General features: G+C 64.8%; 15 protein-coding genes. 9 read left to right on the top strand and 6 right to left on the bottom strand.

Annotated features, from left to right (window positions below):
* Position 1 precedes the first annotated feature (1 nt).
* On the bottom strand, positions 2-799 hold the full coding sequence (locus FJ546_RS18180) for a CoA-transferase subunit beta (RefSeq protein ID WP_140890595.1): 798 nt from the start codon (positions 797-799) through the stop codon (positions 2-4).
* Positions 796-1,653, bottom strand: a complete 858-nt coding sequence (locus tag FJ546_RS18175) for a CoA transferase subunit A (protein ID WP_140890594.1) — start codon at positions 1,651-1,653, stop codon at positions 796-798. Before FJ546_RS18175 ends, FJ546_RS18180 begins: the two co-directional genes overlap by 4 nt.
* Before the next feature lie 120 nt (positions 1,654-1,773).
* On the opposite strand from FJ546_RS18175, the gene FJ546_RS18170 reads away from it, so the two are divergent.
* Positions 1,774-2,544 (top strand): IclR family transcriptional regulator, encoded by a 771-nt coding sequence (locus tag FJ546_RS18170; protein WP_140890593.1) that lies wholly within the window; start codon positions 1,774-1,776, stop codon positions 2,542-2,544.
* Positions 2,545-2,560: 16 nt separating this feature from the next.
* Here FJ546_RS18170 and FJ546_RS18165 read toward each other — a convergent pair whose 3' ends face one another.
* From FJ546_RS18165 to FJ546_RS18150, 4 genes are read right to left on the bottom strand one after another with little or no spacing between them, the layout of a single operon-like run.
* Positions 2,561-3,859: an FAD-binding oxidoreductase gene (locus tag FJ546_RS18165; protein ID WP_181167982.1), complete on the bottom strand. Its 1,299-nt coding sequence runs from the start codon at positions 3,857-3,859 to the stop codon at positions 2,561-2,563.
* A 2-nt stretch (positions 3,860-3,861) separates the two neighbouring features.
* Complete coding sequence (locus FJ546_RS18160; RefSeq protein WP_140890592.1) at positions 3,862-5,232, bottom strand: glutamine synthetase family protein; 1,371 nt, start codon at positions 5,230-5,232, stop codon at positions 3,862-3,864.
* Between the two features lie 5 nt (positions 5,233-5,237).
* On the bottom strand, positions 5,238-6,521 hold the full coding sequence (locus FJ546_RS18155) for a glycosyltransferase (protein ID WP_140890591.1): 1,284 nt from the start codon (positions 6,519-6,521) through the stop codon (positions 5,238-5,240).
* A 10-nt stretch (positions 6,522-6,531) separates the two neighbouring features.
* Positions 6,532-7,470: a GntR family transcriptional regulator gene (locus tag FJ546_RS18150; RefSeq protein WP_140890590.1), complete on the bottom strand. Its 939-nt coding sequence runs from the start codon at positions 7,468-7,470 to the stop codon at positions 6,532-6,534.
* A 236-nt stretch (positions 7,471-7,706) separates the two neighbouring features.
* Between FJ546_RS18150 and FJ546_RS18145 the strand changes: the two genes are divergently transcribed.
* The 8 genes from FJ546_RS18145 (at position 7,707) to FJ546_RS18100 (ending at position 14,311) form a co-directional block, all read left to right on the top strand.
* Complete coding sequence (locus FJ546_RS18145; RefSeq protein WP_140890589.1) at positions 7,707-8,771, top strand: spermidine/putrescine ABC transporter substrate-binding protein; 1,065 nt, start codon at positions 7,707-7,709, stop codon at positions 8,769-8,771.
* 237 nt (positions 8,772-9,008) lie between these two features.
* A complete protein-coding gene (locus FJ546_RS18135) occupies positions 9,009-9,851 on the top strand; it encodes an ABC transporter permease (protein WP_140890587.1) in 843 nt (280 codons plus the stop codon).
* A complete protein-coding gene (locus FJ546_RS18130) occupies positions 9,844-10,638 on the top strand; it encodes an ABC transporter permease (RefSeq protein ID WP_140890586.1) in 795 nt (264 codons plus the stop codon). The genes FJ546_RS18135 and FJ546_RS18130 overlap by 8 nt, the downstream gene beginning before the upstream one ends.
* Entirely contained in the window at positions 10,635-11,708 is a 1,074-nt protein-coding gene (locus FJ546_RS18125; RefSeq protein ID WP_140890585.1) for an ABC transporter ATP-binding protein, read from the top strand. Before FJ546_RS18130 ends, FJ546_RS18125 begins: the two co-directional genes overlap by 4 nt.
* 10 nt (positions 11,709-11,718) lie before the next feature.
* Positions 11,719-12,993 (top strand): glycosyltransferase, encoded by a 1,275-nt coding sequence (locus FJ546_RS18120; protein ID WP_140890584.1) that lies wholly within the window; start codon positions 11,719-11,721, stop codon positions 12,991-12,993.
* Positions 12,994-13,228: 235 nt separating this feature from the next.
* Complete coding sequence (locus FJ546_RS18110; protein ID WP_140890583.1) at positions 13,229-13,579, top strand: cupin domain-containing protein; 351 nt, start codon at positions 13,229-13,231, stop codon at positions 13,577-13,579.
* A 23-nt stretch (positions 13,580-13,602) separates the two neighbouring features.
* Entirely contained in the window at positions 13,603-13,944 is a 342-nt protein-coding gene (locus tag FJ546_RS18105; RefSeq protein ID WP_140890582.1) for a cupin domain-containing protein, read from the top strand.
* A gap of 22 nt (positions 13,945-13,966) precedes the next feature.
* Positions 13,967-14,311, top strand: coding sequence for a cupin domain-containing protein (locus FJ546_RS18100; RefSeq protein ID WP_095202811.1), 345 nt, complete (start codon positions 13,967-13,969; stop codon positions 14,309-14,311).
* The last annotated feature ends 1 nt before the right edge of the window (position 14,312 follow it).

Below are 14,312 nucleotides of genomic sequence, written 5' to 3'. Positions count from 1 at the left end.
GTCATGCAGCCTTTGCTTTTCCGGTTCCCTCATGCGCCGCCTTGGTGCGGGCCTGCAGGTCGCGCAATGTCGTGAGTTCGAGTTCGCTTGGCGCCGGTGTTTCGTCAAGCACCTCGGCGAACTTAACCACCCAGCCACAGCTGTCCTGCACCTGCTGGCGGGTGACGCCGGGATGCAGCGACACGACCGTGAATTCCTTGGTCACCGGGTCCGGCTGCCAGATGGCGAGATCGGTGATCAGCAGCGTCGGACCGGCGGTGTCGATGCCCAGCCGCTTGCGGTGATCGCCGCCCTCGCCATGGCCGAAGGAGGTGAAGAAGTCGATCTTCTCGACCATGCCGCGCCTGGTCTGCGCCATGGTGATGTAGATCTCCTTCGACGAGGTCGCGATCTCAGGCGCGCCGCCGCCGCCGGGCAGCCTTGTCTTGGGATGGACATAGTCGCCGATGACCGTGGTGTTGATGTTGCCAAACTTGTCGAGCTGCGCCGCGCCGAGGAATCCAATCGAGATGCGGCCGCCTTGCAGCCAGTAGCGGAACATTTCCGGCACCGCGACGGTGGTGACGGCGGTTTCGCACAATTCGCCGTCGCCGATCGATAGCGGCAGCACGTCAGGCGCGGTGCCGACCGTGCCGCTCTCATAGATCAGCGTGATGTCAGGCGCATGCGTCAGCCGCGCCACGTTGCAGGCGGCGGACGGCGCGCCGATGCCGACGAAGCAGACATCGTCATTGCGCAGCGCGCGGCTGGCGGCGATCGTCATCATCTCGTTGGGGGTGAAGCCCGGATTGTCGCTCATGCCGCTTTCCTCAGATGCTCGACGCGGCCAGCGAAATCGTCGGCGCTCTTTTCGATGACATTCGCCTGCATCCAGGCCTCGAACTTCTCGCGGTCGGCGGCGATCGCGTCCCATTCGAGATAGGCGGCGTTGTCGCGCGCGTAATAGCCATGGGCATATGACGGATGCGAGCCGCCGGGCACCACCGAGATCGCCGCGATCGTCCAGCGCGGCAGCACGGTCAGATTGGGGTGCAGATCGTCGAAATTGTCGACCACCTCCTCCACCGTCACCACGGCGCGCTTGGCCGCCAGCACGGCCTCCTTCTGGATGCCGATGATGCCCTCGACCAGCACGTTGCCTTTCCTGTCGGCCTTCTGCGCATGGATGAAGGTGACGTCAGGCCGAATCGAGGGAACGGCCGCCAGCACCTCGCCGGTGAACGGACAGGTGACCGACTTGATGTTCGGGTTGACCGCAGCAAGGCCTGCGCCGCGATAGCCGCGGAACACCGCGCAGGGCAGGCCGGCCGCGCCCGCCTCATAGGCGTTGGCCATGCCGGCATGGCTGTGCTCCTCGACCTCGATCGTCCGGGGAAAACCGTTCTCGATGGAATCGCGGGCGCGCCGCAGCAGGCCGACACCGGGATTGCCGACATAGGAGAAGACGATCTTCTTCGCCATGCCCATGCCGATCATCTGGTCGTAGATCAGGTCCGGCGTCATGCGGATCAGGGTCAGGTCGCGAAACCCCTGGCGGATCGCCTCATGCGCGGCGGCTGTCGGGATCAGGTGGGTGAAGCCCTCGAAGGCGACGGAGTCGCCATCGTTCAAATTCTCGGCCACGGCCCGTTTGAGCGGCAGGAACTTGACCATCGATCGGGCTCCGGATTCGAAAAGTTCGTATTGCGAACTTATGTTTTGTATGCGAAACTTTCTACGCCGGGTGAGGTCATGGAGTCAATCCTGGCGTCGAAACCCTTTGGCGGAGGTGAGATGGGCGAAGAAACCGCTTCCCGTGATCATGTCGGCTCGCTCGAGCGCGGCCTTGCGGTGATGGAGATCCTCGCCCGCCACCCCTCTGGCATGACGCTGACGGAAATGGCCCAGCAAGCCGGCCTGACCCGGGCCGGCGCCCGCCGTTTCCTGCTGACGCTTGTCGCATCAGGCTATGCCACCCAGGACGGCCGTGTGTTCTCGCTGTCGCCGCGCCTGCTGGCCGTTGCCCGCACATGGCTCGGTGGCGGCTCGCTGTGGAGCTTCGCCGCGCCGATCATGCGGACTGTTGCGGCACAACTGAACGAGGCCTGCTCTGCGGCGATCCTGTCGGGCCAGGATGTCGTCTACGTCGCCCGCATTCCCGGCCGGCGCATCCTCAGCGTATCGCTCGATATCGGCACCAGGCTGCCCGCCCATTGCACCTCGATGGGCCGCATGCTTCTCGCCGGCCTGGCGCCAGAGGAACTCGACGAATTTCTGCACCAGGCGACCATCGAGAGACGGACGCCGAAGACGATCACCTCCATCGGGCTGCTGGCCGAGGCCATCGGCAAGGCGAAGGCAGACGGCTTTGCCATCGTCGACGAGGAGCTGGAACTTGGCCTGCGCTCCATCGCCGTGCCAATCCGCGACCGCTCCGGCAGCACGGTCGCGGCCATCAACGTCTCGACCCAGTCGGCGCGGTTCACCGTCGCCGAGATGGAGCGGGAAATCCTGCCGGCGCTGCTTGGAGCCAGACAGCGCATCGAGGATTTCTTCGTCGTTTAGGTCGCGTCGGGCCGTCTCAATGCTTGATGCGATCCCGCATCGCGTACCACAGCATGCCCAGCACATAGAGCGGCCCGCGCAGCGCCGTGCCGCCGGGGAACGGCAGCGGCGTCAGCGTCGAGAACAGGTCGAGCCGCGAGGCGTCGCCGGTGATGGCTTCGGCCAAAAGCTTGCCCGACAGCGTCGACAGGATGACGCCCTTGCCGGAATAGCCATGCGCGAAATAGACCTCGCCATAGTGCCCGACATGCGGCAGCCGCGATGTCGTCACCGACACCAGCCCGCCCCAGGCGTGATCGATGCGGCAGCCCTTGAGCTGCGGGAAGGTAGCTTCCATATGCGGCCGCACGAAGTCGGCAATGTCGGCCGGCGGTGACGGCGTGTAGCGCTCGCCGCCGCCGAACAGCAGCCGTCCATCCGCCGACATGCGATAGTAATTGACGACGAAGCGCGTGTCGGAGACCGCGACATTGGCCGGGATGACGTTGCGTTTGCCCTCCAGCGGCTCGGTGGCGACGATGTAATTGCCGACCGGCATGATGCGGCTGTTGACGCGCGGCTCCAGCCCATTGAGCAACGCATCGCCGGCCAGCACGACATGTTTTGCGCGCACCGAGCCCTTCGATGTCGAGACCCGGATCGAAGGCTCGCGCTCCAGCTTCACCGCCACCGAATTCTCATGAATGGTGACGCCGGCGGCCACCGCCGCGCCGGCAAGGCCAAGCGTATAGTTCAGCGGATGCATGTGGCCGCCAAGCGGCTCATACATCGCGCCGTGATAGGGCGTGTCGACCTTGGCGCGGGCGTCCGCCGCCGAGAGGATCTCGACGTCGCGGAACTTCATCACGCTGTCGAGGCACTTGGCCTCTTCCTCCAAATCCTTGAGATCGGAACCGTTGACCGCGCCGACCATATGGCCGGTGAGCCTGAGATCGCAGTCGATGGCGTGGCGCTCGATGATATCGAGCACCAGGCCGCGTGCTTCGAAGGCAAGGTCGAACAGCACCTTTGCCCGCTGCGGCCCGTAAAGCTTGACCAGGCCCTTGGCGCCCTTGCGCAGGCCGGGGATCATCTGGCCGCCATTGCGCCCCGATGCGCCCCAGCCGATCCTGCCGCCTTCGAGCAGCACCACCTTCAGGCCGCGCTCGGCGGCGTGAAGGGCAGCCGACAGGCCGGTGCAGCCGCCGCCGACGACGACCAGATCGGCTTCGACATCGCCGACAAGCGCCGGATGGTCCGGCGCCGGATTGGCGGTGGCGACATAATAGGATTTGCCGATATCGAGACCGGAATTGAACCCTGTTGAAGATGCCATGATCACACCTTCAGCAGCAGGTGATCGCGTTCCCAGCTCGTCACCACGCTCTGGAACAGGTCGAGCTCGACGCTCTTGACGCGCAGATAGGTCTGGAAGAAATCCTCGCCGAGCAGTTTGCGCACCGGCTCACAGGCGGTGAAGCGGTCGAGCGCCTCCTCCATGGTCTTCGGCAGCGTGCTCTTGATCTTGTAGGCATTGCCCGTGGCTTCGGCCGAACGCGCCAGTTTCTGCTCGACGCCGAGATAGCCGGCGAGCAGCGAACCGGCGATCGCCAGATAGGGATTGGAATCGGCGCCCGGCAAACGGTTCTCCACCCGCCGCGCCGAGCGGCCACCAGCCGGCACGCGCAGGCCGCAAGAGCGGTTGTCATGCGACCATTCGATGTTGGCCGGCGCGCTGTGGTTCGGCCTTATGCGGCGGAACGAATTCACGTTGGGAGCGAACAGCGGCATGATCTCCGGCACATATGTCTGCAGGCCGCCGATGAAATGGCCGAACATCTCGGTGTCGGCATCATCGTCGCCGGCAAACAGCGCATTGCCCGCCTCATCGACAACGGACATGTGCAGATGCATCGAGCTGCCCGCCTGGGCCGCGATCGGCTTGGCCATGAAGGTGGCATGCATGCCGCATTGCTGCGCGGCCTGGCGCGTCAGCCGCTTGAACAAAAGCACCTTGTCGGCCAACGGCAGCGCGTCGCCATGCAGGAGGTTGATCTCCAGCTGCGCCGTGCCCGATTCATGGATCAGCGTATCGAGCGGCAGCCAGGCCGCCGCGGCATAGTCGTAGATGCGCCGGATCACCGGCTCGAATTCTTCCAGCGCCGCCATGTCATAGGGATGCTGCACACCCTCGGCACGGCCATTGGCCCCGACCGGCGCGGTCAGCGGCCTGTCGGGATCGGGGTTGGGCGCGGTCAGATAGAATTCGACCTCCGGCGCCACCACCGCCCGCCAGCCGCGCTGGCGGTAGAGATCGAGCACGGCGCGCAGCACATGCCGCGGCGAGGCCATCCATGGCCTGCCGTCCATGTGGAAGGCGTCGGCAAAGACATAGGCCTTCCCCGCCCCGGCGCCCGGCGCAAGGCACAGCGTCGAGACGTCAGGCACCATGCGCATGTCCGGATCCGAATAGGCAAAGCCCTCGTCGATCGAGCCGGAATAGCGGCCGTCGATGCTGACGAGAAAAGCGCTGCTCGGCAGATACAGCGCCCGGTCTTCCAGCGCCTTGAGGAATTTGGCCGTCGGCAGCGCCTTGCCGCGCAGCACGCCGTTCATGTCGGGCACCAGGCATTCGACCTCGTTGATGCCGTGCTGTTCCAGCCAGGCCCTGGGATCGTTGGTCGCGGTATTCGTGTTCTTATCAAGCATGTCGTTCAAGTCCGTATCAGAGAGAGTATGGCTTGCGCGGCCACGTCCGTTCCGGGTTGCAGCGCCATTTGGGCTGCGTTGTCCCTCAGGCGGGCGCGCATGGCGTCGTCGGCCAGCAGGCCGAGAATGGCTCTCTCCAATACTCCTTCGGTCCAGGCATCCCGGCCGATATGGTCGCCGGTGCCGGTCTCGCCGGCGCGGCGCGCATTGTCGTGTCCGTCCCAGCAATAGGGCATGATCAGCGACGGAACGCCGAAGCGCAGCGCCTCGCAGAAGCTGTTGTTGCCGCCGTGATGGATGAACAGGTCCGACTTCGCCACCACCGAAGGCTGCGGAAACCAGGCGTCGAGATAGACATTGTCCGGCACCGCGCGATAGGCGTCGCGCAGGCCGCCGACATTGACGATGAAGCGCGCCGGCAGCCTGTCGAACACGGCAAGCATGCGTTCGATCAGCCCGACATCCATGGCCCCTAAACTGCCGAAGCTGACATAGACCAGCGGCCCGCCATTGCGCGGAAACACCGGCACCTCGAACGGCCCTTCCGAGCGCACGCAGCCTTCGAGATAGACGAAGCGGGCGGGATCGAGCGGTTCGGCCCGCTCGCGCCGCACGATCGTCGGCGTCAGCAGCAGGTTGAGGTCGGGCGAGCTTTCCAGGAATAGGCCCTTCGGCAATGGCGCCAGGCCGGCATCCACGCGAAAGCGGTTGAAACGGTCATGCGCCGGCGCCGAGGCCGAGAGATAGCGCGCCTCGAACGCCGCGCGTTGCGGGTCATCGGCAGCCATGCCGGAAAGGTAAGGCGGCACCTCGGCGTCCGGGAGTTCGGTCTCGGCGCAGGAGACGACACGCACCCAGGGGCAGTCGGCGGCGGCGATCGCCGGGAACATGATGACATTGTCGAGCACCACCGCGTCCGGCTTCAGCCGCGCCAGCAATTGGCGCAGCGGCGCTTCGGCATTGACCGCCGTGTCGACGATCGCTTGCCAGGTCGGCGCGACATAGGTTTCGAGCTGGTCGATCGGGCTGAGCCTAAAATGCGGCAGGTGCCGGCGCACGAAGGCCTGCCAGTAGCTCTGGCGCTCGCTGTCGCTCAGCGGCTCGTCGGTCGGCAGCTGGTATTCCTGGAAACCATAGTCGGCAAAGACGCCGGAGAAACCGGCATGGCAGATGAAGACGGGCCGGGCGCCCCGCGCCCGCAGGGCCTGCGCGATGCCGACGCAATTCAACGCGGCGCCGAAGCTTGCTTCGGGAAACAGCGCGATGGTCGGGCTGGCTTTACGCGTCAATTAATCCTCTTCATTCCGGCCGGCTGATCATGCCGAACAGGGCGGGCGCCCCGCGGCTGGCTGCTTGCGGTCGCTGGTTGCGGGAGAGCCGCAGGTGGATGCGAAGCAGATCGGCAGCCACCTCATACTGCCGGCTTTCGAGATGGTCGAGTATGTTCAGGTGTTCCAGCAAGGATTGCCGCAGCCGGAAGACGTTGACCCCGGCATAGATGCCCGGCAGCCGGCGCAGGCGCAGATGATCGGCCAGCGCGTCGGCAATGAAGCGGTTGGCACAGCCGTCGGCGATCATGCCGTGGAAATCCATGTCCAGCCGCTGGAACTCACGCGTGTCGAAGGCGGCATCCGGCAGTGCCGACAGGGCGTCCATGCCCTGGCGCAACGCCGCCGCCCGCGCGCCGTCCAGCCGGAAGCCCGGCGTCAGGATCGCCGCCGGCTCGAGCAGCAAGCGGAACTCATAGCTTTCGCCTTGCGCCTCGGGATCGTCGGGCGTGCGCCGGAAAAGCCAGGATTGGCCGGGCGCGCGGTCCAGCAGGTTCTCCTCTGTCAGTTTATTAAGCGCTTTTAGTACCGTCTTGCGATCAGCACTGTAGCGTCGCATCAGCGCGGCGGCGGTCACCGTCTGGTCCAGCCGCCGCGCCGAGCGATCGCGCAGGATCGCCTCGGCCAGCTCATCCTCCTCCGCGCTCGGAAGCTCGGCGGCAATCGCCGGCTGGGCGGCGAGGTCGACGGCCAGGTGGTAGCCGGTATCGGCCTCCCAGCGCACGACGCCTCGTTCCGCGAGCAGGCTGAGTGCCGCCCGCACCGGCGTACGCGAGACATTGCACAGCGAGGCGATCTGCTGTTCGGGCAGGCGCGCGCCGGGCTCGAAGCCGCGCTGGCGCGCCACATCCAGGATGCGCTGCGCCAGGTCGAGATGGTTGGTGCGAGGTCGTCGGGCTGCGGCTTGCATGACTTGTCTCGGCGGACGGAAATGACCGCATTGGTTTGGCTGATCGCCGGCACAAGCGCAATCGGCCAGATTCCTCGGTCGCTTGGCAAATTATGGATTGACGTACTTTTTTCCGCAATAGTACTGTCAGGATAATCGGCGATAAAAAAGACCGAGGGAACAGGATCGAAAGCAGCGGCATGGGTCGCACCCGGTCCAGCACAGAATTCGACGATCAACCGGAATGGGAGTCTGCCATGACCGCTACCAGCCCGCGGCGCCGTGCGCTCAAGGTCTCTTCAATCGCTCTCGGCCTTGCCATGGCGCTGTCGGCGCCGGCAATCGCCGCCGACCTCGTCATCTCCAACTGGGACGGCTACATGGCGCCCGACGCCATGGCCGCCTTCAAGACCGCCACCGGCGTCTCCGGCGAAGTGGTGGTGCACGCCACCAATGAAGAGATCATGGGCAAGCTGATCGCCGCCGGCGGCAAGGGCTATGACGTGGTCTTCGTCTCCTCGCCCTTCGCCGAGGTGCTGAACAAGCTCGGCCTGACCGAGCCGATGGACCACGCCAAGATCCCCAATCTCGCCAACCTCTATCCGGAAGCGACCAAGCTGCCGCACGATGTCGGCAACTCGTTCTCCGTGCCCTACACCTGGGGCACGACCGGCCTGTGCTACCGCTCGGACCTGGTCAAGACGGCGCCCACCAGCTGGAGCGACCTGCTCGCGCCTTCAGACGCGCTGAAGGGCAAGACGACCATGCTGGCGACCGATCGCTGGCTGCTGGCGGCCGGGCAGCTCGACAAGGGCTTTTCCGTCAACGAGACCGATCCGGCCAAGATGGCCGAGGTCAAGGACCTCTTGATCTCGGCCAAGAAGACCTTGCTCGCCTATGACGACACCACCTTCTATTCCAAGCTGGTTTCGGGCGAGGCGCTAATGGTGCAGGCCTGGGACGGCTGGTGCAATTACGGCATCGCCGAGAAGCCGGAGATCAAATACGTCATTCCGAAGGAAGGTTCGGACCTCTGGGTCGACACGATGGTGGTGATGAAGGCCTCCGAGCACAAGGACGACGCCTTCAAGTTCATCAACTTCATGCTCGACGCCAAGAACCACGCCTGGGCGGCACAGAACATCGACTACAAGGTGCCGAACAAGCCGGCGATGGAAAGCCTGCCGGCCGATTTCCTGGCCAAATTCCCCAACATGGCGATGCCGGTGGCCGATCTCGTCAAGTTCGAGCAGCTGCGTGACGTCGGTCAAGCCCAGCGCGACTATTCCAAGATCGTCAGCGAGATCAAGGCCGCGCAGTAGGCGGCATTCCGGCAGCATGTTGGAAGCAAGCTTGCGTTACGCGTCGCCCCCCTCTGGCCTTCCGGCCGTCTCCCCCGCAAGGGGGGAGATTGGCTGTGGCGTCGCTTTCGCCAATCTTCCATATTTGAAGATAAGCGAGGGGCTAGAGCTGCTAATCTCCCCCCTTGAGGAGGAGATGCCCGACAGGGCAGCGGTGGGTACTTCGTGAGGTGCGTCCCCTCTCGCTCCTCCCTGCTGATGGCCCCGGCGCTTGTCTGGCTGACCGCGCTGATGGTGGTGCCGTGCGCGCTGGTGCTGGCGCTCGCCTTCTTCCGCCGCGGCATTTATGGCGGCATCGACTACACCTTCACGCTGGAGAATTTCGGGCTGGTCTTCGACCCGCTCTATGCCGGCATCTTCCTGAAATCCGCGCGCATCGCCGGCACCGCCACGCTGATCGCGGTGGTGATCGGCTATGCCGCCGCCTACGCCATCTCCGCTGCCCCGCGCCGCTGGCAGCCTGTGTTCCTGTTCTTTGCCGTGCTGCCGTTCTGGTCGAACTATTTGATCCGCACCTATGCCTGGATCGTGCTGCTCAACCGCGAAGGCCTGATCACGCAGCTCCTGCGCTTGTTCGGCTATGCCGGCGAACCGCCGTCAATGCTCTATACCGAAGGCGCGGTCATCGCCGGCCTCGTCTACAACTATCTGCCCTTCGTCATCCTCGCCTGCTACGCGCCGCTGTCGCGGCTCAACCCCGAACTCGCCGAAGCCTCGCGCGATCTCGGCGCCTCGGCCGCCACCACATTCCGCCGCGTCATCCTGCCGCTGACAGTGCCCGGCATCGCCGCTGGCGCCGTCTTCGTCTTCGTGTTGTCGATCGGCAATTTCGTCACCCCGGCGCTGCTCGGCGGCGGCCGCTTCCAGATGATCGGCAATCTCGTCTACGACCAGTTCCTCACCGCCAATGACTGGCCCTTCGGCGCCGCCTTGGCGATGGCGCTGATCGCCATCATGCTGCTGGTCCTGATGGCGCAGGCGCTCGCCGCCGACCGCGCCTCGGGGCGGACAACGCAGGCCGGGGGAGGCGCGGATGGCTGAGCGCTCCCCTGCGACGCGCCGCACGCTCTGGCTCGTGCTGAGCCTGGTCTTCGCCTTCCTCTACATCCCGATCGCCGTGCTGGTGGCGCTCTCCCTCAACGAAAGCGGACTGCCGACGGCATGGTCTGGCTTCTCGCTGAAATGGTATGCCTCGCTGGCCAACAATTCCGCGATCCTGTCCGCCGCGCTCAACACGCTGATCGTGGCGCTGGTCTCGACCGCCATCGCCACCGTGCTCGGCACGCTGCTGGCGATCGGCGTCGAGATGCGCCGGCAATATGGCAAGGGGCTGGAAGCCCTGATCTTCGCGCCGATGATCATTCCCGACATCGTGCTGGCGATCGCTCTGCTCTCCTTCTTCTCCATACTCAACCTGACCATGGGCCTGCACACCATCATCCTCGCCCATGTCGTGTTCAACCTCGCCTTCGTCTGCTCGGTGGTGCGCGCAAGGCTGAAGAGCTTCGACTGGTCGATCGTCGAGGCCTCCGCCGATCTCGGCGCCTCCGCGCTCACCACCTTTCGGCGCGTGACCTTGCCGGTCATCGCGCCTGCCGTAATCGCCGGAGCGCTGCTCGCCTTCACGCTGTCGGTCGACGAGTTCATCATCGCCTTCTTCACCGCTGGCGCCGGCCGTGCCTCGACCACGCTGCCGATGCAGATCTACGCCATGATCCGCTTCGGCATCACGCCTGAGATCAACGCGCTGGCGACCATCGTCATGGCCGTAAGCATCACCGCGCTGACCCTGTCGCAGCGGCTTAACCGGGGAATGATCGGCCAATGAGCGAACCGCGCACGCTGTTGGCCATCGACCACGTGTCGAAGAATTTCGGCCGGGTCACCGCCGTCGACGGCATCTCGCTCGATATCCGGGAGAACGAGTTCTTCGCGTTGCTTGGGCCCTCCGGCTGCGGCAAGACCACGCTCTTGCGCATGCTGGCCGGTTTCGAGACCCCGAGCGGCGGCCGCATCCTGCTCGACGGCAAGGACATCGCCAGGACCCCGCCCAACAAGCGGCCGGTCAACCTGATGTTCCAGTCCTACGCGCTGTTCCCGCATATGAGCGTGCGCGCCAACGTCTCCTATGGGCTGGAGATGGAGCGCTTGCCGGCTAAAGAAATCCGTTCCCGCGTCGACGCCATCCTGGCGACCACCGAGCTCGTCCCCTTCGCCGATCGCAAGCCGGAGCAATTGTCGGGCGGCCAGAAACAGCGCGTCGCGCTGGCCCGCGCCCTGGTCAAGCGGCCACGCCTGCTGCTGCTCGACGAGCCGCTCGGCGCGCTCGACAAGAAACTGCGCGGCGCCATGCAGCTGGAATTGAAACGCCTGCAGCACGAGGTCGGCATCACCTTCGTCGTCGTCACCCACGACCAGGAAGAATCGCTCGTCATGGCCGATCGCATGGCGGTGCTCAAGGATGGCAGGCTGCTGCAATGCGACACGCCGCACACGGTCTACGAGCATCCGGCCGACCGTTTCGTGGCCGACTTCATCGGCGTGATGAATTTCATCCCGGGCAAGGCGTCAGCCGATGGCGTGGTGGCCACGAATGGCGCGCGCATTGCCGGTAAGGTCCCCGCAACACTCACGCCAGGTGCTTCGGCCGTAGCTTCGGTGCGGCCGGAACGCATCCGGTTGTTTCCGTCGAGCGAGACCGCCAACCGCACCATCGGCACGGTCGAGGCGCTGGCCTATCACGGCCTCGATCTGCAGCTGCATATCCGCACACCGCTGTCGCCCAAGCCGTTCCTGGTGCGCGTCACTGCGGATGCAGCCGACCGCCGACAGGTGTCGTCGGGCGACCGGGTCGAACTCGGCTGGGATGCCGCCGATGTCAGAATTTTCGCAGAATAGGAGAAGCTTGATGGCGCAGAAGACGATCGCCTTTTTCCCGGAAGCCGCCTACGGCCCGGCGCTCAATTCCGTCGGCATCGCCCAGGCCGTCGAGGCGCGTGGCCACAAGGCGGTGTTCCTGTCTGACCCCGGCTTCGTCGAGGTTTATCGGGGCTACGGTTTCGAGGCGCATCCGGTGAACCTGTCCGAGCCGATGCCGCCCGAGCAGATGGCGAAATTCTGGGAGGATTTCATCAACGGCCACATCCCGAATTTCCGCAAATCGCCCTACGACCAGGTCGACAATTACGTCAAGGATTGCTGGACGGCGATCGTCGACAGCGCCAAATGGGCGCAGAAGGATCTGCCGGGCGTGCTGGCCGCCATCAAGCCCGACGTCATCTGCGTCGACAACGTCATCCTGTTTCCGGCCATAAAACAGTTCGGCAAGCCATGGGTGCGCGTCATCTCCTGCTCGGAAAACGAGATCGAGGACGAGGACATCCCGCCGCACCTCTCAGGCTGCGGCGAGAACGACCATGCCGGGCACCAGCGCTACCGCGACCACTTCAACACGGTGATCAAGCCGATCCACGACGACTTCAACGCCTTCCTGAAGGCCAACAACGAGGCGCCTTACCCGATCGGCCAGTTCTTCGAGGCCTCGCCCTATCTCAATTTGCTGCTCTATCCCGAAGCGGCGAAATTCAAGCGCCGCCATGCGCTCGACCCGGCGAAATTCCAGTATCTCGAAGGCTGCGTGCGGCAGGAAAAGCCTTACACCGTGCCGACCTTCGCGAAAAACAATGACGGCCCGCTGCTCTATGTCTCCTTCGGCAGCCTCGGCGCCGGCGATGTCGAGCTCTTGAGGCGCATCATCGCCACGCTGGGCAAGACCCGCTACCGGGCGCTGGTCAATGTCGGCGGCTACAAGGATCAGTATACGGACGTGGCCGGCAACGTCATCGTCGAGAGCTGGTTCCCGCAACCTTCGGTGATCCCGCAGGTCGATGCCGTCATCCACCATGGCGGCAACAACTCGTTCACCGAGTGCCTCTATTTCGGCAAGCCGGCGATCATCATGCCCTATGTCTGGGACGGTCACGACAACGCCACCCGCGTCGAGGAAACCGGCCATGGCTTCGGCATGCCGCGCTACGACTGGAGCGACGCCGAGCTGGTCGAGAAGATCGAGGCCTGCCTGACCGATCCCCGGATGAAGGCCAGGCTGGCGAAGACATCGGCACAGATGCACGCGCAGAACGGGCCGGAGAAGGCTGCCGGCTTGCTGGAGGCGTTGCTGTGAATGAGATTGAAATGCCGAGCCAAGGCACCCCCCTCTGGCCTGCCGGCCATCTCCCCCTCAAGGGGGGAGATCGGATCTCGTTGCTGCCTTCGCCAATTTTCAGCGGTGAAAAAGGAGAGCCGAAGCCAAAGCTGCCGATCTCCCCCCTCGAGGGGGAGATGTCCGGCAGGACAGAGGGGGGCCTCGTAGAGTGGCAACGGATCGGTGTTCCGCGCCATGATCGTGGGGCACGTCCATGACCTCCTCCGCTCCGCACCTTCGCCAGGCATCCACCCGCACCGATCTCGTCGACTGGGGCGCCCAGCCGGACGCATTGGACGGCGCGTCGCACTCCACCGGCAGGCTGGTGCACAAGGGCCCGAACAACCGGCCGGAATCGGGCATCTGGGTCTGCACGCCGGGCCGCTGGCGACTCTCGATCCCGCGCGATGAATTGTGCCATTTCGTCGCCGGCCGTGCGAGCTACCGCTCGGATGCCGGCGAAGTGATAGAAGTGTCGGCCGGGACCGTGGTCATGTTCCCCGCCGGCTGGACGGGCGAATGCACGGTGCACGAGACCATGCGCAACGTCTACATGCTGGCCTGACATCGCGACACAGGGAGCAAGACATGTCGACACCGCACTGGCCACAGGCCTCGAGCGTGGAACTGGAGGACTGGGGCGCGGGCAGCAACACGCTTGCCGGCGCGCCGCGCGCCTCCGGCAAGATCCTGTCGCAGAATCCGGACGGATCGAGCGAATGCGGCCTGTGGTCGTGCACGCCGGGCACCCGCAAGGTCACCTTCGCCGCCGACGAGTTCTGTCATTTCCTGTCGGGTCACGGCAGCTATGTCCATGCGAACGGCGAACAGATTCCGGTCGAGGCCGGCACGCTGGTTTTCTTTCCCGCCGGCTGGACCGGCATTTCCGTCATCACGCAAACGCTGACCAAGGCCTTCATGTGCCGGTGAGCATCTTTCCAAGGAAATCCATATGACCACGCCCATCATGCAATCGCCGCTCGCCATCACCGACCTCGTCGACTGGGGCGTCATCCCGACGATGATCGAGGGCCAGTCCCACACCTCGGGCAAGCTGCTCCACAAGGGGCCGGAAGGCCGCTCCGAATGCGGCCTGTGGGTCTGCACGCCGGGCAAATGGCACTGCCACGTCACCCGAGACGAGTTCTGCCATTTCCTCGAAGGCCGCTGCACCTATGTGCACGAATCGGGCGAGGTGATCGAAATCGAGCCGGACACGGCGGCCTTCTTTCCACAGGACTGGAAGGGCGTCTGCACCGTCCACGAGACCATCAAGAAGGTCTACATGATCCGCTGAG

This window comes from Mesorhizobium sp. B2-4-19, assembly GCF_006441315.1.
Lineage (GTDB): Bacteria > Pseudomonadota > Alphaproteobacteria > Rhizobiales > Rhizobiaceae > Mesorhizobium.
The sequence above is the reverse complement of the archived record's forward strand: the minus strand, read 5'-3'. Positions and strand labels throughout refer to the sequence as shown.